Source organism: Flavobacterium rivuli WB 3.3-2 = DSM 21788 (genome assembly GCF_000378485.1).
GTDB classification, from domain to species: domain Bacteria; phylum Bacteroidota; class Bacteroidia; order Flavobacteriales; family Flavobacteriaceae; genus Flavobacterium; species Flavobacterium rivuli.
On record NZ_KB899970.1, the window covers coordinates 236,856 to 254,357 of the forward strand.

Consider the following 17,502-nt stretch of genomic DNA (forward strand, 5'->3'; position numbering starts at 1 on the left):
TAAAATGTAAATCTTTCTAAAAGCCAATGCCGCAAGTATTGGCTTTTTATATTATGTATATTTATTTAGCGATTATAATGCGTATTTTTCTTTACAGATACATTGTAATTTAGTAAATTCGCTTGAATAATATTTTCAAACCAAAAAAAAGTTATACAACATCATGTCAAATATTGCAATATTAGAAATTGATGGCAAAAAATACGAGTTCCCAATTATAGTGGGTACTGAGAATGAAGTTGCCATTGATATTGATAAACTACGCAGCGAAACGGGAGCTGTTACCTTAGATCCCGGCTTTAAAAACTCTGGTGCATGCAAGAGCGAAATAACGTTTCTTGATGGCGAAGAGGGAATACTGCGCTACCGCGGTTACTCAATAGAGCAGCTTGCTTCTCAATCCAACTTTCTTGAGGTATCTTACCTTCTTATTTTTGGCGAATTGCCAACAAAAGAACAAATTACTAAATTTGAAACTGATATAAGGAAATATACCCTTGTTAACGAGGAGATGAAAAACATCATTGATGGTTTTCCTAAAAATGCCCACCCAATGGGTATTCTTGCTTCATTAACGAGTGCCCTTACAGCATTTAATCCACAGCCGGTTAATGTTGCCGTAGAAGCAGAGCTTTATGATGCAGTTTGTAAAACTATGGGTAAATTCCTTGTTATTGCAACCTGGACATTCAGGAAGAATATGGGTTACCCGCTTAACTATTATGATAATACTAAAGGTTATGTAGAGAACTTTATGAGGCTTATGTTTGAGCTTCCTACAGGCCCTTATGAAAAAAATGAAACTATTGTTAACGCTCTTGATAAATTATTTATCCTGCATGCAGACCATGAACAAAACTGTTCTACATCTACAGTAAGGATAGTAGGTTCATCTCACGCAGGCCTGTTTGCTTCTATATCTGCAGGTGTATCGGCACTATGGGGCCCGCTTCATGGCGGTGCTAACCAGGCAGTGCTGGAAATGCTTGAAGAAATACAGGCTAACGGTGGCGATGCCGATAAGTATCTTGCTAAAGCTAAAGATAAGAACGACCCGTTCCGTCTTATGGGCTTTGGTCACAGGGTTTACAAAAACTTCGACCCTCGTGCCAAGATCATTAAAAAGGCAGCCGATGATGTGTTAGAAGCTTTAGGTGTTGATGATCCAATCCTTTTAATTGCTAAAAAACTTGAAGAGGCAGCTCTTGAAGACGAGTACTTTAAATCACGTAACCTGTACCCTAATGTAGATTTCTATTCAGGAATCATCTACAGGGCGCTTGGTATACCTACCGAGATGTTTACAGTATTGTTTGCAATAGGCCGACTGCCGGGCTGGATTGCCCAGTGGAAAGAAATGCGCGTTAATAAAGAGCCAATAGGGCGTCCGCGTCAAATTTACACAGGCCACCCATTAAGGGAATTTGTGCCTCAGGATGCAAGATAATTTTGTTTAAAGCAGAATAAGTTATATAATAAGAGCTCCGCACCGTGCGGAGCTTTTTGTTTTATAATGCTTATGTGTTTTATTTGTAACGCTTTTTAGCTATTTGATAAACAAAACGATGTAATTAGGCTTCTTTTTTTATATTTGTGCAAAATATAAGCCATGTTGCCAATAAACGTAAATAACGAGACATCAAGACTTCGGTCGGTTATACTGGGTACTGCCGAAAGCAACGGCCCTACGCCATCTATACATGAAGCTTACGATCCTAAATCGCTGGAGCATATCCTGTCGGGAACGTATCCGCTTGAAAAAGATATGCTTGAAGAGATAGCTGCGCTTAAAGTGGTGTTTCAAAGATATGGTGTTACTGTACACAGACCACAGCTAATTGAAAATTATAACCAGATATTTTCCCGCGATATAGGCTTTGTAATAGGCGATACTTTTATAAAGGCCAATATTTTACCCGACAGGGAACGTGAGCAGGAAGCTATACAATATATTATAGACCAAATAAACCCCGCCAGAGTACTTACCCCACCGGTTGAGGTACATATAGAAGGTGGCGATGTTATACTATGGGATACCCATATTTTTATAGGGACCTATAAAGGCAGTGACTATAAAGATTACATAACGGCACGCACAAACATGCACGGTGTTAACTTTATTAAAGCCTTGTTTCCTGATAAAATAGTTAAAGAGTTTGACCTTGTAAAGTCTAAAATAGAAGCCCGTGATAATGCGCTACACCTTGATTGCTGCTTTCAGCCGGTAGGTAAAAATAAAGGCGTTATTTATAAAAGCGGATTTCGTGAAGAGGCAGATTATATGTACCTTGTAAACTTATTTGGTATGGAAAACCTTTTTCATATAGACAGGGAGGAAATGTATAATATGACGTCTAACTTTTTTTCGATAGATACTGATGTGGTAGTTATAGAAAAAGGCTTTGTACGGTTAAAACAATGGCTGCTTGATAATGGCTTTACGGTAGAAGAAGTACCGTACGCCGAAATTTCTAAACAGGAAGGTTTACTAAGATGTTCTACCTTACCTTTGCAAAGGGATTAAATTTATTTTTTTTGAAAATGACACAGATTACAGATACTATATTAATGATACGCCCGGTGGCTTTTCGTATGAACGAGCAAACGGCCGTAAATAATTATTACCAAAAAGTAATAGACAGCTTGCTGCCTGCAACGGTTAATGCCAAAGCACAGGCAGAGTTTGATGCCTTTGTAGAAAAGCTTCGTGCTGTGGGTGTAAAAGTTATTGTGGTAGATGATACTGTTAGCCCTGATACCCCTGATTCGGTTTTTCCGAACAACTGGATATCGTTTCATGAAAATGGCGATGTAGTATTGTACCCTATGTTTGCCGAGAACCGCCGTGCAGAACGCAGGGAAGAATTAATAGACCTTGTGGAAGACGAAGGTTTTGCCATAAACGAAATTATGGATTACACATCGGCAGAAGAGGATGGTATTTTTCTTGAAGGTACCGGCAGCTTGGTGCTTGACAGGGAAAACCGTAAAGCATACTGTGCCCTCTCTCCGCGTGCAGATGAGGAGCTGATGATTGAGTTTTGCGAAGATTTTGAATATACCCCGGTGATATTTGAAGCATTCCAGACGGTTGATGGCGAGCGCAAACAAATTTACCATACTAATGTAATGATGTGTGTGGGCACTACCTTTGCCGTGATTTGTGCCGACTGTATAGACGACAAAAAAGAACGCAAAATGGTACTTGATAATCTGCGAAAAGATGGCAAGGAAATTGTGTTGTTAACAGAAGCGCAGCTAAACCATTTTGCAGGCAATATGCTGCAGGTACAGGGAGCTGATAAAAGCTACCTTGTTATGAGTAATGCTGCCCGCGAGGTGCTGACCAAAGACCAGGTTACAAAAATTGAAAAACATGCCGAAATATTAACGGCAAACCTTGATACTATTGAAGCTTGTGGCGGCGGAAGCGCACGTTGCATGATGGCCGAAATATTTTCACCAAAAAAATAATATGCTCTCTAAAAAAACCAAGTACGGACTTAAAGCACTTATTTACATTGCACGCCAGGACCCGGCGGTGCCTGTGCTTATATCTGATATTTCGGAAAAAGAACAAATTCCCAAAAAATTCCTTGAGGCCATTTTGCTCGACCTTAAAAAGTTTGGTATTCTTGGTTCTAAAAAAGGAAAGGGTGGAGGCTACTACCTGCTTAAAGACCCAAAAACGGTTACAGCAGCAACGCTTATCCGGGTGCTCGATGGGCCTATTGCCATGTTGCCGTGTGCTAGCCATAACTTTTACGAAAAATGCGACGACTGTCCGCATGAGGAGGCTTGTTCCCTAAACCATTTTCTAATTACCGTACGCGATAATACCCTTAGCCTGCTTCAGCAAAAAACGCTGTATGATTTGACGGTTGGGTAATAAATTTACCTTAGCCTTTTAATCTTATGATTGGTAATTATAGGGTGCGAAGGACTGCACTGCACATAATTAATCAAATCCATAGGCGAGTTGTTTACCACAATATAGAACGAAAAAATAATAATATGAAGAAATCGTTAATTATCATACTATTTTTTATTTCATTTTTAACGGGTTGTAGTAACAAAAATTATCAATGTATAGAAACCATTAAAACGGATTATAATAACAAAAGCGAAAACAATAATATTATTGTAACTCACAAAAATTTCAATCCCTCAAAAAAAATATTTAATAAATTGGGTAATGATATAAGTGATGATTTTATATATATATTTTCGTGGGTTAATCATTTACCATCGTCGACAAATCATTTCCAATGTTTAATTTATGATCGAAAATCAAAAAAATGTTTATGTATTTCTAATACTGTTAACGATTCCAAAGCTTTTAATGTAGATAACGATACAATGGAATTTGAAGCAGAAAAATTAATCTTAAATTACTTTTTTGAAAACAATATAAATACTTTAGTTTTAATGCCTAAAGCTTTTAGTTCCTCGGGAATTGGACCTGAGTATTATTTATTCGATTCGGCATCAAAGGAAGCTTACGTCATTGAGAATTTAGTTTTAGATGGCGAATCAATTTTCCATTAGTTGAAAGTATTTTTATAAAAAACCCAACATAACCCTACAACTTCTATAGAGTAATAGTTATATTTGTGACTTATTACCGTTTACGCTTTATAGAAGATGATGAAGGAGAAATTACAGTACCTTAATAACGAAATAAAGGGCATGCCATTGGCAGACGCTATTCCGTATGTCCTGAAAAATTTTGAAGGTAAAAAAGTGTTCTCTACCTCTTTTGGTATAGAAGATCAGGTGCTTACCCACTTTATAGCGCCTTATTCAGAATTTATTTCGACATTCACTCTCGACACCGGCAGGCAGTTTACCGAAACGTATGAGGTTTTTCAGCGCACGCAAAACAAATATCCCAAGCTTAACATAGAAACGTATTTTCCGGAACCGGAAGATGTAAACAACTATGTAAAAAGCGATGGCATAAACGGGTTTTACAACAGTGTAGATAGTAGGAAAGAGTGTTGCCGTATACGTAAAGTAGTTCCGCTGCAAAAAGCCATTAAAGGTGCAGAGCTATGGATAACCGGCCTGCGGGCAGAACAGTCTGACAATCGCGAAAGCCTTGAGTTTTTAGAATGGGATGAGGCAAACCAACTGGTGAAATTTAACCCACTGCTGCATTATACTTTAACAGAAGTAGAAGCGTTGATAAATACTTATAACATACCGCTTAACAGTCTTTACAAAAAAGGCTACCTGAGCATAGGCTGTGCACCATGCACCCGCGCATTGCTTGAGGGCGAACCATTCAGGGCAGGACGCTGGTGGTGGGAAGACGGAAAAAAAGAGTGCGGCCTGCATATACACACAGATAAAAATTATTAATATGGCACAACATATAAATATACCATCGCACCTGCAAACCCTCGAAGATGAGAGCATATACATCATCAGGGAGGTAGCGGCACAGTTCCAGAAACCGGTGCTGTTGTTCTCTGGTGGTAAAGATTCGATAACCATGGCACGGTTAGCTCAAAAAGCGTTCTATCCGGCAAAGATACCCTTCCCTTTCCTGCATATAGATACAGGGCATAACTTTCCTGAAACTATTGAGTTTCGTGATCAGTTGGTTGCAGAGCTGGGTGTAGAGCTTATAGTGCGCTATGTACAGGACAGCATCGACCAGAAAAAAGTTCAGGAAGAAACCGGCAAGCATGCCAGCCGCAACGCTTTGCAAACCGTAACATTGCTGGATGCCATAGAGGAGTTTGGGTTTGATGCCTGCATGGGAGGCGCCCGCCGTGACGAAGAAAAATCGAGGGCAAAGGAGCGCATCTTCTCCGTTCGTGACGATTTTGGGCAATGGGATGCCAAGAAGCAAAGGCCGGAATTGTTTAATATCTTTAATGGTAAAATACACTTTGGCGAGAACGTAAGGGCTTTCCCTATAAGTAACTGGACAGAGGAAGATGTATGGACGTATATTAATCAGGAAGGCATAGGCCTGCCAACTATTTACTTTGCGCACAATCGTAAGCTTGTAAAAAGAGATGGTGCGTTTTTGGCATGGTCGGAATATTTGAACATAGTAGATACTGATGAGATCGTTGAGACTATAGTGCGTTTTCGTACCGTGGGCGATATGACCTGTACTGCCGCATTTGTATCGGAGGCATCGGCTATTGAAGATATTATGTATGAAAATAAATCCTCCAAATCGTCTGAAAGGGGCGCTCGCATAGATGATAAACGAAGTGAAGCTGCATTGGAACAACGTAAAAAAGGAGGGTACTTTTAAATTATGGATTTACTAAGAATAAATACTGCAGGTAGTGTAGATGATGGTAAGAGTACACTTATAGGCCGTTTTTTAAACGACAGCCACGCACTTACCATAGAGCAGGAAGAACTTATAGCACGCAAAACAAAAGAGAAAGGCCTTGAAGACCTTGACTTTTCTGTAATTACTGATGGGCTTATTGCCGAAAGGGAGCAGGGGATAACTATTGATGTTGCCCACATTTACTTTTCTACAGCTGACAGGAAATTTATAATCGCCGATAGTCCAGGCCACGTTGAGTATACCCGCAATATGGTTACAGGAGCGTCTAACAGCGAAGTTTCCATAATACTTATCGATGCCCGTAAGGGGTTGCTGGAGCAAACACACAGGCACTATTTTATAAGCAGCCTGCTACGGTTAAATACGGTTGTTTTCTGTATTAATAAAATGGATCTTGTAGATTTTAGCGAAGATGTGTTTTTAAATATAGCGACCGAAATTAATAAAATGACGGCGCAGTTTACCCATAAGCCTGATATCTACGTGTTGCCCATAAGTTCGCTTAAAGGCGATAATGTAGTTACGCAGTCTAACAATACACCATGGTATACCGGCGATACACTATCGGGGATATTGCACACAATCAAACCTCATGTTGCCGATACCGATGATTTTAGGTTTGATGTACAGCAGGTACTTCACGTGCAAAATAAAGAATTTACAGATTACCGATCGTATGCCGGCAGGATTATAAGCGGACAAGTAAATGTGGGCGATACTATTACGGTATTACCATCAGGGCTTAGCAGCGAGGTTATCGAGATACGTAAATTTACAGATACCCCGGCATCTGCGCAGGCAGGGGAGTCGATACAGATTCGCCTTAAAAATGATATCGATACCAGCCGTGGCATGATGCTCATTAAGCATATTAACGAGGCACTTTTATCTAAAGATATTAAGGCTACTGTTGTATGGATGGACGAAAAGCAGGCAACACCATCGGGTAAATATTTACTACAGGCAGGTACGCGTACAGCAGTATGTAAGCTACAGTCTATAGATGCGGTTATTCCACCCGAAAATCCCGAAGCCATACACGAAGCCTCAATGCTTAAACTTAACGATATTGCAAAGGTTCAGCTTAAAACGGCTGCACCGGTATTTTTAGATTCGTTTAAAAACAATCGTCTTAATGGTTCGTTTATATTAGTAGACACACAAACTAACAATACGGTTGCTGTAGGTTTTGCGGAGTAAACAAGTTAGCATACAAAACAAAAAATGCCTCGGTTTGACCGGGGCATTTTTGTTTTATAAAGGTGATGAGGTTTATACCATTTGCATGTGTATTATTGTTCAATGGGGATTAAATGTCACGCAAAGTCGCGAAGCCGCAAAGTTGAAAACGGAATATTTTCTGTGGAAAAAGGGACTGTTAAGTCGCAAAGCTTTGTGGCTTCGCGACTTTGCGTGAAACAATATTTGAACTATAATATATTTTCATTTGGTATTACTTTGTAAAATCTATTGCCTCTACAATATTTACAATAGAACTACTAATGTATTGTACACCTATGGCAATTATTATAAAACCAATTATACGCGATATGGCTACAATACCCGATGCTCCTAAAATACGGGCAAGGTAAGGGGCGCTGCGCATTATTAAAAATATTACCAGCGAAACTGCACCTATGGCAAGGCATGCAATAACTTTTTGCTCTATAAGTGGGTAGTCCTGGTACATGGCTATAAGGAGTGATATAGAACCCGGGCCGGCAAGCATGGGTATGGCAAGTGGGGTAAGGGCAATATCGTTACGTTTCTGGGCATCGTTTTCTACATCCTTGTGCACGCCGCGGCTTTTTATAAACTTGCGGTTAAGCAGTGAAAACCCCGAGTTTACAATGATAAATCCACCCGCTATGCGCAATGCATCTATGCTTATGCCAAAAAAAGCCAACACATACTGACCTATAAAAAAAGAAATAAGCAGGATTAAAAATACATTAATTGCGGTCCAGAAGGATATGCGCTGGCGTTCCCTGTCGCTGTCGTCCTGGGTAAGCCCCACAAATATAGGAATGGCTCCAAGCGGGTTGATAACTGAAAACAAGGCTCCGAAAATAAGTAAGAATAATTCCATTTGCTGGGTGGTTTATATAACAAATATAACTTTTTTAGGGTAAATGGAGTTCAGTTATATAACTAATGAGGGGTAATATCAATCTGAATTAAAAAAGGAGCTCGAGATTAATTTTACGAAAGTTATAAAAAGCGAAAAGAGGGACACCACTCCCTCTTTTCAAATATACAAATAACCAACAATAAAACACAATTTTGAATTTCCTCACATTACTTTTTAAAAGGTGCTGTTAAGGCTCTTAGCTATTTTAGCTTATACAAATATAATACTTCATTTTGAAGCAACGTTATCTTTTGAGGTAAATAGCAACTTTATGACGGTGAATGGTAGCTTTTGTCCGATAGACGATATTTTTTTGACTAAATTTGTTAATTGTATGCTATGGTAATAATATATATTGCGTAAACCAGATTATAATACTGTGTATGAAAAAAATTATCGCTCTTATATTGCTCTTTGCTTTTGCCTCGTGCAGTAAATTTACTTTGTCTAAGACTATCGAGGATTTTCCCGGTAACCGCTGGGAGCAAAAAGATGTAAAGAGTTTTGAGTTTGACGTTAAGGAAGATATGGATGCAGATGTTGCCATTCTGTTCTCGCATGTAGATGACCCGCAGTATGACAAGGTACCGCTTGAAGTAACAATTGAAGGCCCCTTAGGAGAGAAAGAAAATATTGCAGTTATGCTCCGGCTTAAAGATGCATCCGGTAAAGAATATTCTGATTGTGTGGGCGATGTATGCGACCTTACAACGGTTGTAAAAGAGATAATGCCCCTTAAAAAAGGCAAGTATGTTTTTACTATTAAAAACTTGTATTCGCAGCACAGCTACCTCCCTAATGTACTTGCTTTAGGCATTAGTTTAGAAACCGTTACCCATAAATAAAAAAAGCAGCCTGAGCTGTTTTTTTTATGCCGAAGCGTTTATGGTGTGCTGTAATGTAAAGCCATTGGCTATGGTGCCCGTTACCGTACCAACTTCTGCACCTGCATCATCGTCAGAAAATACATTGTCGGATGCATTATAAGTATAGCCGCTCATACCCTTTGTGTAGCCGTTAGCAGATGAGGCATTAACCTGCACTACTGCACTGTTGCTGCCTTCGGGAAATGCTATCTGGGTAATGAGCAGTGAGGTGCCTGTTCTATTATAAATGTGTACATGTATGTGGGTTGCCCTGCCATTGTACCATCCGGGAAAGATAGATGTAAAATTTACCTCGCCATTGGTATTCGTGGTTTGCCTGCCTCGCAAAAAATGCACATTAGTGTAATTAGTGCTCTGCATACCGCCACCGCCATATTCAGAATAATTGCCGTCTTTATCACAATGCCATATATCTACAATAGTATTTGCCAGGGCATTACAACTATCATTAGTGTTTTTAACCGCAATTGTAATTGCTAAAGGTATCCCGGTACGGTCGCTGGTAATATCTGTAGTAACCAGCGATGATGGTGTGTGGGTAGGAAAAGGCCCTTCGGTTTCGGAGGGAGCAACAACACAGGCTCCTGTAGCACCGGTCCCCTGTGTTGCAGTTGCAGTAGTGCCATCATCAGTATTGCAGGCATCAAGAAATTTAAGTCCGGCTAAGGCCAGGCCGGCGAGGCCCAGTGTCTTAAAAAAATCTTTTCTTTCCATAGTTTCGTTTTTGTTTATATAGGTGTAACGTGTGTGTTTAAAGGATATTAGTAAATAGAGGCAAACCCGGATTTTTATGAGGTGAAGCCTATAAGCGGTACTTCAAATACAAGAATTATAGCATTTTCAGATAGTGCCTCCATGTCGGCTTCGCTGGTGTTCCAGAGTGCAAGGCCATCGCGTTCTTCAAGCAGCCTTCCCTGCACTTCAAAAGCGCCATTTATTACGAACAGGAAAAGTCCGTTTGCAGGATCTTTGAGTTTGTAAATAGTTTCCCTGCGACCATCAAAAATTGCCATGTAGCCGTTAATGTTGTGCTGACTTATAAATTGATGAAGAGTGTTGCGTTCTTCAAAATTAACCGTTGCTATTTCTGATTCATTTGCCTGCCCGTTTCCTGAGAAAGTTATATACAGGTAATTTATAAGGACATCTTCATACGGGTTGGTTAGCGTTATCATAGTTTTGTTAAAAGGAAGTACAGCTATTTCGCCGGGTACTATTGTATGGTCATCTTCTGCCGAATGGCTATATTTTAGAGCACCGGTTAAGGGTATTAGTAATGAAACTATATTTGTTTCTGGTTGTCTTGCAATAGAGTGGTTTGGTGCAAGCGTTTCTTCATTTAAAACTGTTAAACTGCCAAAAGGCAAACGGGATTTATCCTGATAGTTATCAAAATTAAAAGTGGCATACAAGCGTTGCCGGTTGCTTTCGGTAAGGCCGCGTTGGTGCGCTTTGTATATTTTGGCCGGCGTTTGATGGATCATAATTAACAGGTTATGCCCAAATGTAAAATTTCTTTCAGCCTCAAATTATAATTATAGGTAAACGCGATTTGTACAGCGGTTAATAGAATATAATAAAATAAGTATCTTTATTAAAAATTACCTTTTAATGAGAGCACTACTGTTAATAGCCTTTATATTTAATTTTTGCTGCATTTCTGCACAAACCATATCGGGTTATGTGTATGATGAAGAGGAGAACAAGCCGCTTGAAGGTGCGTTTGTATATCTCGATGGTACAACACTATCGGCCAGCACAAATGCAGACGGATTTTTTAAAATAGCAACAGCACAAAAATATAATGCGGCACTGGTAATAAGTTTTATAGGTTTTGAAAGCCTGCGTATAGACGACCCTTACAAATACGACAAGCCATTTAAAGTATTACTGCGCACAGATGCTATTTCTTTGCAGGAAGTGGTTATTACCAAGGGAGGTCCTTTTTCGCGCAAGCAGATGCTGCGGGTTTTCAGGGAGCAGTTTTTAGGAAAGTCTAAAGCAGGTTCATCCTGTAAAATTGAGAATGAAGACGATATAAACCTTTATTATGATACTGCTACTAATACACTAAATGCAAGGGCTTATAAGCCACTGCGCATTACAAATAAAAGGCTGGAGTATACCGTAAATTTCGACCTTAAGGGATTTTCGGTTGGGTATAATACCACAAGCCTGGACAATCTTTATTTAAACCGCAGTTATTTTGAAGGAACAACCTTTTTTACAGATACATCTAAAAAAGGCAGTGCCGATAAAAAACGTAAAGAGGCTTACCTTGGGTCGGCGGTGCATTTCATGAAAACCGTTGCGGCTAATGACTGGCAAGAGCAAAAGTTTGATTTGTATGTAGATAGCTGGCGGGATAATCCTGATAAATATTTTGAAATTACCGATAGCCTTAATTTTAAAAAAGTAACACTTGTTGATTTACCAAACAGTGTGAAAAAAGCAAGGGCAGAAAGGGAAAAATATAGTGTTAATGTGCTTAAGAAAAAAGGGGAACAGGCTAAAGGAAAAAACAGCGATGTGCGTTTTGCGATTTTATATAATAAAAAAGAACAATCAGGCATTACTATGAACAATGGCCATTTTTATATTGACCAAAACGGACTTTTTTTTCCTATAGATGAACTTATGTTTGCAGGCCACATGGGCGAACTTAAGGCCGGCGACCTTTTACCGGCCGACTATAAATACACGCCTTAGTGTGTTATTGTTAGCCTAAAATGTTGGTATATGGGTACGGTTTTGGTATATTTATGTAAACTAAAAAACTATGAAAACTAAAAAAACACTGGTTATGGGTGCTTCTACAGAGCCCGGCCGTTATTCATACAAAGCTGTAAAAATGTTGCAACGCTTTGGTCACCCCGTTGTGGCGCTCGGAAAGAAAGAAGATAATCTTGACGGTATTAAAATAGAAAAAGGGCAGGTGCCGTTTGATGATGTAGATACCGTTACACTATACCTTAACCCAATGAACCAAAAGCAGTATTACGACTACATTGTAGGGCTAAAACCCGAACGCGTAATATTTAATCCCGGTACAGAGAACCCTGATCTTTATAAGCTTTTAAAAGATAATAATATTGATATAGAAGTGGGCTGTACACTGGTTATGCTCTCGATAAATCAGTATTAATATCATTTAGCCTACAACTTTTAATATGATTTTGAAATTTACCACAAAGTGCAAAAGGTTATCACGAAGATCACAAGGCTTTATAGAATTTTAGGCTTGTTCCAAGCTACGGTGTGCACTAAGCGTTGTGTCCTTCAATCCTGTTAAGGATTGGTATCTTTGTATAAAATTCAAATATTCGCTTTGTGCACTTAGTGATAACCCTTTGCACTTTGTGGTAAAAATTACATTACATAAAAAATTACTCTGAACGAGTAATAGATGTAAGCTGTTGCTTTTTACTTATGGTAAGTACTAACAGAAAGGTAATTAACCCGTTTACAATTATAAGCTCGTTATCAAAAACATATCCGCTCAACCATTCTTTAGAGTAAGTAGCTATAAAATAAGTAAGGGCAGGAGAGAGTACGCATATAAAAGGAACAAGCTTGTCTTTTACGGCAAGTTTTTTCATGAATAGACCAAACGAATACAGCCCTAATAGTGGGCCATACGTATATGATGCTATCCTGAAGATCATGCTTACTACCGATTTATCGTTAAGTGAATTAAATATAATTATTACCACAAACATTAATAGCGAAAAAGCAACGTGTACCAAATGCCTGTTCTTTACATTGTTTTTGTTGGCAAGATTTTCGGCTTTATCCATGCCTAAAAAGTCTACGCAAAATGAGGTAGTAAGTGCTGTAAGGGCAGAATCGGTAGTGGCAAAGGTGGCGGCGGTTAAGCCTAAAAGGAATATTACTGCCGGCACTATGGTAAGGTAGTTAAAGGCAATTTCGGGGAAGAGTAAATCGGTGCGCGGCTTGCCCATTTCGGTAGGTACAGCAATGCCGTTTTTATTGGCATAGATGTAAAGCAAGGCTCCTACACCCAAAAAGAACAGGTTGATAATTACAAATATGCCTGTAAAGGTAAACATGTTTTTTTGTGCTTCGCCAATGTTCTTGCAGCTCAGGTTTTTTTGCATAAGGTCCTGGTCCAGCCCTACCATAGCAATGGTTACAAACATACCACCCAGTATTTGTTTTACAAAATGGAACTTGCTGGATATAAAGTCTTCAAAGAAAAATATTTTAGAATAGTTACTGTTCTTTACAGTTTCAAAAGCCTGGGGCAGGTTTAAATCAAGGCTGTCACAAATAAAGTAAATGGTGAAAAATACTGATGATACCAGGAACACTGTCTGCAAAGTATCGGTTATAATGATGGTTTTAAGTCCGCCCTTATACGTGTACGCAAATATGAGCAATAATGAAATTAATACGGTTGCCCAAAACGGTACACCAAAATCATCAAATACATAACGCTGCAATACAATTACCACAAGGTATAGCCTGAAAGCCGACCCAATGGTACGGCTTATTAAAAATATCCCTGCCGATGTTTTGTAGCTGTAGTATCCCAGCCTGCCTTCAATATATCCGTAAATGGAGGTAAGGTTAAGCCGATAATACAGGGGTAGTAATACTTTGGCAATAATTATAAAGCCTAACGCATTTCCTAAGATGAACTGAAAATATTTAAACTGCTCACCGCTGGGTGCGCCCACTTCGCCGGGAACTGAGATAAAAGTAACGCCAGATAAGGCTGTGCCTATCATCCCGAAGGCAACAAGGTACCATTTAGAATTTTTATTGGCCTTAAAAAACGTATCGTTGCTGCTGTCTTTTTTGCTCACAACACGCGATATGATTATAAGTATGCCAAAGTAAATTATTATTATAGCAAGTATAGTGGTAGAAGTCATAATAAAGGTTTGTTGTACAAAGCTACTATAAGCCATGAATTACACAAATTAAACGAATTTTAATTTCATAAATTAGTGTTTAGTGCGGTAACGGCATCAGTAAATTAACACACAGTTTTTGTACCTTTGCCATACTATGGAAATGTCTTCTAAACTACTGGAAAAAGCGGTAGCCGAAATATCGCAACTGCCGGGAATAGGCAAGCGCACGGCACTGCGGTTAGCGCTGCATTTGCTTAAGCAACCCGAAGAACATACACGCCTCTTAACAGAATCGCTGCAAAAAATGCGTGAAGATATACGGTTTTGCAACAGCTGCCATAATATAAGCGATACTGATGTGTGCCTTATTTGTGCCAATACAAGCCGAGACAGGACAGTAATATGCGTGGTAGAAGATATACGCGATGTAATGGCAATAGAAAACACGAGCCTTTTTAAGGGTATTTACCATGTGCTTGGTGGTAAAATATCGCCCATAGATGGTGTAGGCCCAAGCCAGCTTAATATTGTTACCCTTATAGATAAAGTAAAGGCAGGTGGCGTTAAAGAACTTATTTTCGCGTTAAGCTCTACAATGGAGGGTGATACTACTAATTTTTACATATACAGGCAAATAAAAGATTATAACATTATAACATCGGCTATTGCCAGAGGTATTGCTGTGGGCGACGAACTGGAATTTGCCGACGAGGTAACTCTGGGCAGGAGCATCATTCACAGGGTGCCATTTGAAAATTCTATCAGAAGCCTGTAAGAATTTAATATTTTACGAATAATATAACATATTGGTAAAATAGTAGTTTGTTAAATAGTGACTATATTTGTCACCAATTCGTACAAACTACTATTTAGCAATCAACCACAATTTTAATGCAGGCTAACTCTTCTATCAAAATTCTCATAACCGGCGGCGCAGGATTTATAGGCTCAGCCCTTTGCGATAATTTTATAGATAAAGGTTACAGCGTTGTGTGCCTTGATAACCTTGCTACCGGGCATAAAAAAAATATAGAGCACCACTTGCAAAATCCTCTTTTTACATTTATAGAAGGGGATATTCGCAATATAGCCGATTGCCAAAAGGCAGTTACAGGCGCTCATTATGTTTTGCATGAGGCAGCATTAGGATCTGTACCGCGATCACTTACAGACCCTGTTACAACTAACGATGTTAATGTAAGTGGGTTTTTAAACATGCTTGTTGCAAGCCGCGATGCCGGGGTTAGAAGGTTTGTGTATGCCGCGAGTTCATCTACTTACGGAGACAGCGAAGCACTGCCAAAGGTAGAAGACAAAATAGGCAAGCCACTATCGCCATACGCCATTACAAAATATGTAAACGAGCTGTATGCCGAAATTTTTAGTAAAACATACGGTATAGAAACTATAGGGTTACGCTACTTTAATGTTTTTGGGCGCAGGCAGGACCCTAACGGGGCTTATGCTGCCGTGATACCTAAATTTGTATCGCAGCTTATAAATCATGAAAGCCCGCTTGTAAACGGCGATGGCAATTTTTCGCGCGATTTTACGTATATAGATAATGTAGTGCACATGAACGAGCTTGCACTATTTACAAATAATCCGGAGGCTGTTAACACGGTGTACAATACCGCTTATGGTGATCGTACTACCCTTAATGATCTTTTAGGTTATCTTAAAAAATACCTTTCTGCTTACGACCCTGCTATTGCAAATATTGCAATAACACATGGGCCTAACCGCAAAGGAGATATACCACACTCTTTAGCAAGTGTAAACAAAGCAAAACAGTTGCTGGGCTATGCTCCGCAATTTTCTATGGAGCAGGGCCTCAAAGAGGCAACAGGATGGTATTGGGATAATTTAAAAACCACACCCTCTACATACTAATTAAAGAATGAAAATAGCAATTATAGGTTTAGGTTATGTAGGTTTGCCGCTGGCGGTATTAATGTCTAAAAAATATCCAACGATAGGTTTTGATATTAAGGAAGGCCGCATTGCCGAGCTTAACCAGGGAGAAGACGTAACCCGGGAGATAGAAAGCGATGTTTTAAAGCAGGCACTGGCAAATTACAACACTACCGATAACGGATTGCTTTGCACCGATAATCCTGATGAACTTGCCGATTGTAATTATTATATAGTTACCGTACCCACACCTGTAGATAAAAATAACAGGCCTAACCTTAAAGCACTGTACCGCGCAAGCGAAGTAGTAGGTAAGGTACTTAAAAAAGGCGATATTGTTATATACGAATCTACCGTTTATCCCGGTGTTACCGAAGATGAATGTGTGCCGGTATTGGAAAAAGTAAGCGGACTAACTTTTAACGTCGATTTTTTTGCAGGCTATTCTCCAGAGAGGATAAACCCCGGAGATAAAGAGCATACAGTAGAGAAAATAGTTAAAGTAACGGCAGGCTCTACACCGGAGGCAGCTACAATGGTAGACGACCTTTATAAATCGGTTATTACAGCCGGTACCCATAAGGCGCCGTCTATTAAAGTGGCCGAAGCGGCAAAGGTTATAGAAAATTCGCAACGCGATATTAATATTGCTTTTGTAAATGAGCTTTCAAAAATATTTAACCTTTTAGATATAGATACACAGGCGGTTTTAGAAGCTGCAGGTACAAAATGGAATTTTCTTCCGTTTAAACCGGGGCTTGTGGGTGGCCACTGCATAGGGGTAGACCCATATTACCTGGCACAAAAAGCGCAGGAGGCAGGCTATCATCCAGAGATTATCCTTGCCGGCAGGAGGCTTAACGACAGCATGGGCGACTATGTTGCGTCTCAGGTGGTTAAGCTCATGATAAAGAGATGTGTAATTGTAAATGGCGCTAAACTGCTTATGTTAGGGGTTACATTTAAGGAGAACTGTACCGATGTGCGTAACACAAAAATTGTAGACGTCATAAAGGCACTAAATGATTATGGCATTGCTGTAACGGTATACGACCCGTGGGCTAATCCTGCTGAAGTAAAGCATGAGTATGGCCTCGAAACAACGGATAAGCTGCCGAAAGAAACTTATGACGCTATTGTTCTGGGCGTAGCCCATGCTGCATTTTTAGATATGGATTTGTCATTATTGCAAAAGCCGGATAGTGTTATTTACGATGTTAAGGGCGTCTTAGGGAAAAAAGCACACGCGCAGTTATAAAAACAGCATGAATTATAACGTTATAATGTTAAAAACATGAAAATTATTCTGTAACGCTGCTGTGTTTATTGATTATTTTTTGGAAAAAAAATGTATTTTTGCACATCATA

The 17,502-nt window shown here is 39.4% G+C and carries 18 protein-coding genes; 14 read left to right on the forward strand and 4 right to left on the reverse strand.

What is annotated here, in order from left to right; translation table 11 throughout:
* Window positions 1–163 precede the first annotated feature (163 nt).
* The 8 genes from F565_RS0112075 to F565_RS0112110 all read left to right on the forward strand — a co-directional run bounded on the left by F565_RS0112075 (window position 164) and on the right by F565_RS0112110 (window position 7,522).
* Window positions 164–1,447: a citrate synthase gene (locus tag F565_RS0112075; protein ID WP_020213492.1), complete on the forward strand. Its 1,284-nt coding sequence runs from the start codon at window positions 164–166 to the stop codon at window positions 1,445–1,447.
* A gap of 162 nt (window positions 1,448–1,609) precedes the next feature.
* Window positions 1,610–2,524, forward strand: a complete 915-nt coding sequence (locus F565_RS0112080; protein WP_020213493.1) for a dimethylarginine dimethylaminohydrolase family protein — start codon at window positions 1,610–1,612, stop codon at window positions 2,522–2,524.
* Window positions 2,525–2,541: 17 nt separating this feature from the next.
* On the forward strand, window positions 2,542–3,474 hold the full coding sequence (ctlX, locus tag F565_RS0112085) for a citrulline utilization hydrolase CtlX (RefSeq protein WP_026300025.1): 933 nt from the start codon (window positions 2,542–2,544) through the stop codon (window positions 3,472–3,474).
* A 1-nt stretch (window position 3,475) separates the two neighbouring features.
* Window positions 3,476–3,889, forward strand: coding sequence for an RrF2 family transcriptional regulator (locus F565_RS0112090; RefSeq protein WP_020213495.1), 414 nt, complete (start codon window positions 3,476–3,478; stop codon window positions 3,887–3,889).
* Between the two features lie 125 nt (window positions 3,890–4,014).
* A complete protein-coding gene (locus F565_RS0112095; RefSeq protein WP_154652598.1) occupies window positions 4,015–4,548 on the forward strand; it encodes a hypothetical protein in 534 nt (177 codons plus the stop codon).
* 99 nt (window positions 4,549–4,647) lie between these two features.
* A complete protein-coding gene (locus tag F565_RS0112100) occupies window positions 4,648–5,364 on the forward strand; it encodes a phosphoadenylyl-sulfate reductase (protein ID WP_020213497.1) in 717 nt (238 codons plus the stop codon).
* 1 nt (window position 5,365) lies between these two features.
* Window positions 5,366–6,277 (forward strand): sulfate adenylyltransferase subunit CysD, encoded by a 912-nt coding sequence (cysD, locus tag F565_RS0112105; RefSeq protein WP_020213498.1) that lies wholly within the window; start codon window positions 5,366–5,368, stop codon window positions 6,275–6,277.
* Window positions 6,278–6,280: 3 nt separating this feature from the next.
* A complete protein-coding gene (locus F565_RS0112110) occupies window positions 6,281–7,522 on the forward strand; it encodes a sulfate adenylyltransferase subunit 1 (RefSeq protein ID WP_020213499.1) in 1,242 nt (413 codons plus the stop codon).
* Window positions 7,523–7,775: 253 nt separating this feature from the next.
* Here F565_RS0112110 and F565_RS0112120 read toward each other — a convergent pair whose 3' ends face one another.
* A complete protein-coding gene (locus F565_RS0112120) occupies window positions 7,776–8,411 on the reverse strand; it encodes a MarC family protein (RefSeq protein WP_020213501.1) in 636 nt (211 codons plus the stop codon).
* 425 nt (window positions 8,412–8,836) lie between these two features.
* Here F565_RS0112120 and F565_RS0112125 point away from each other — a divergent pair, with 425 nt between their 5' ends.
* Window positions 8,837–9,298, forward strand: coding sequence for a gliding motility lipoprotein GldH family protein (locus tag F565_RS0112125; RefSeq protein WP_020213502.1), 462 nt, complete (start codon window positions 8,837–8,839; stop codon window positions 9,296–9,298).
* Window positions 9,299–9,322: 24 nt separating this feature from the next.
* Here the strand turns inward: F565_RS0112125 and F565_RS0112130 are convergent, their stop codons facing one another.
* Both F565_RS0112130 and F565_RS0112135 read right to left on the reverse strand, forming a co-directional pair.
* Window positions 9,323–10,054 carry a dioxygenase family protein gene (locus tag F565_RS0112130; protein ID WP_020213503.1) on the reverse strand — a complete coding sequence of 244 codons (732 nt, stop codon included), beginning with the start codon at window positions 10,052–10,054 and terminating at the stop codon, window positions 9,323–9,325.
* A gap of 74 nt (window positions 10,055–10,128) precedes the next feature.
* A complete protein-coding gene (locus tag F565_RS0112135; protein WP_020213504.1) occupies window positions 10,129–10,824 on the reverse strand; it encodes a pirin family protein in 696 nt (231 codons plus the stop codon).
* A 127-nt stretch (window positions 10,825–10,951) separates the two neighbouring features.
* Here F565_RS0112135 and F565_RS0112140 point away from each other — a divergent pair, with 127 nt between their 5' ends.
* Together F565_RS0112140 and F565_RS0112145 are read left to right on the forward strand one after the other, a co-directional pair.
* A complete protein-coding gene (locus F565_RS0112140; protein WP_020213505.1) occupies window positions 10,952–12,049 on the forward strand; it encodes a carboxypeptidase-like regulatory domain-containing protein in 1,098 nt (365 codons plus the stop codon).
* A gap of 70 nt (window positions 12,050–12,119) precedes the next feature.
* Window positions 12,120–12,485: a CoA-binding protein gene (locus F565_RS0112145; protein ID WP_020213506.1), complete on the forward strand. Its 366-nt coding sequence runs from the start codon at window positions 12,120–12,122 to the stop codon at window positions 12,483–12,485.
* Window positions 12,486–12,726: 241 nt separating this feature from the next.
* Here the strand turns inward: F565_RS0112145 and F565_RS0112150 are convergent, their stop codons facing one another.
* Window positions 12,727–14,238, reverse strand: a complete 1,512-nt coding sequence (locus tag F565_RS0112150) for a sodium:solute symporter (RefSeq protein ID WP_020213507.1) — start codon at window positions 14,236–14,238, stop codon at window positions 12,727–12,729.
* Window positions 14,239–14,374: 136 nt separating this feature from the next.
* Here F565_RS0112150 and recR point away from each other — a divergent pair, with 136 nt between their 5' ends.
* The 3 genes from recR to F565_RS0112165 all read left to right on the forward strand — a co-directional run bounded on the left by recR (window position 14,375) and on the right by F565_RS0112165 (window position 17,392).
* Complete coding sequence (recR, locus tag F565_RS0112155) at window positions 14,375–14,995, forward strand: recombination mediator RecR (protein WP_020213508.1); 621 nt, start codon at window positions 14,375–14,377, stop codon at window positions 14,993–14,995.
* A 116-nt stretch (window positions 14,996–15,111) separates the two neighbouring features.
* Window positions 15,112–16,113: an SDR family oxidoreductase gene (locus tag F565_RS0112160; protein WP_020213509.1), complete on the forward strand. Its 1,002-nt coding sequence runs from the start codon at window positions 15,112–15,114 to the stop codon at window positions 16,111–16,113.
* A 7-nt stretch (window positions 16,114–16,120) separates the two neighbouring features.
* Window positions 16,121–17,392, forward strand: a complete 1,272-nt coding sequence (locus tag F565_RS0112165; RefSeq protein ID WP_020213510.1) for a nucleotide sugar dehydrogenase — start codon at window positions 16,121–16,123, stop codon at window positions 17,390–17,392.
* Window positions 17,393–17,502: the final 110 nt, after the last annotated feature.

Excerpts from the sequence above, each read along its gene's own strand:
- F565_RS0112075 (WP_020213492.1), top strand. The coding sequence starts at position 164 with ATGTCAAATATTGCAATATTAGAAATTGATGGCAAAAAATACGAGTTC.
- F565_RS0112080 (WP_020213493.1), top strand. The coding sequence starts at position 1,610 with ATGTTGCCAATAAACGTAAATAACGAGACATCAAGACTTCGGTCGGTT.
- ctlX (WP_026300025.1), top strand. The coding sequence starts at position 2,542 with ATGACACAGATTACAGATACTATATTAATGATACGCCCGGTGGCTTTT.
- F565_RS0112090 (WP_020213495.1), top strand. The coding sequence starts at position 3,476 with ATGCTCTCTAAAAAAACCAAGTACGGACTTAAAGCACTTATTTACATT.
- F565_RS0112095 (WP_154652598.1), top strand. The coding sequence starts at position 4,015 with ATGAAGAAATCGTTAATTATCATACTATTTTTTATTTCATTTTTAACG.
- F565_RS0112100 (WP_020213497.1), top strand. The coding sequence starts at position 4,648 with ATGAAGGAGAAATTACAGTACCTTAATAACGAAATAAAGGGCATGCCA.
- cysD (WP_020213498.1), top strand. The coding sequence starts at position 5,366 with ATGGCACAACATATAAATATACCATCGCACCTGCAAACCCTCGAAGAT.
- F565_RS0112110 (WP_020213499.1), top strand. The coding sequence starts at position 6,281 with ATGGATTTACTAAGAATAAATACTGCAGGTAGTGTAGATGATGGTAAG.
- F565_RS0112120 (WP_020213501.1), bottom strand. The coding sequence starts at position 8,411 with ATGGAATTATTCTTACTTATTTTCGGAGCCTTGTTTTCAGTTATCAAC.
- F565_RS0112125 (WP_020213502.1), top strand. The coding sequence starts at position 8,837 with ATGAAAAAAATTATCGCTCTTATATTGCTCTTTGCTTTTGCCTCGTGC.
- F565_RS0112130 (WP_020213503.1), bottom strand. The coding sequence starts at position 10,054 with ATGGAAAGAAAAGATTTTTTTAAGACACTGGGCCTCGCCGGCCTGGCC.
- F565_RS0112135 (WP_020213504.1), bottom strand. The coding sequence starts at position 10,824 with ATGATCCATCAAACGCCGGCCAAAATATACAAAGCGCACCAACGCGGC.
- F565_RS0112140 (WP_020213505.1), top strand. The coding sequence starts at position 10,952 with ATGAGAGCACTACTGTTAATAGCCTTTATATTTAATTTTTGCTGCATT.
- F565_RS0112145 (WP_020213506.1), top strand. The coding sequence starts at position 12,120 with ATGAAAACTAAAAAAACACTGGTTATGGGTGCTTCTACAGAGCCCGGC.
- F565_RS0112150 (WP_020213507.1), bottom strand. The coding sequence starts at position 14,238 with ATGACTTCTACCACTATACTTGCTATAATAATAATTTACTTTGGCATA.
- recR (WP_020213508.1), top strand. The coding sequence starts at position 14,375 with ATGGAAATGTCTTCTAAACTACTGGAAAAAGCGGTAGCCGAAATATCG.
- F565_RS0112160 (WP_020213509.1), top strand. The coding sequence starts at position 15,112 with ATGCAGGCTAACTCTTCTATCAAAATTCTCATAACCGGCGGCGCAGGA.
- F565_RS0112165 (WP_020213510.1), top strand. The coding sequence starts at position 16,121 with ATGAAAATAGCAATTATAGGTTTAGGTTATGTAGGTTTGCCGCTGGCG.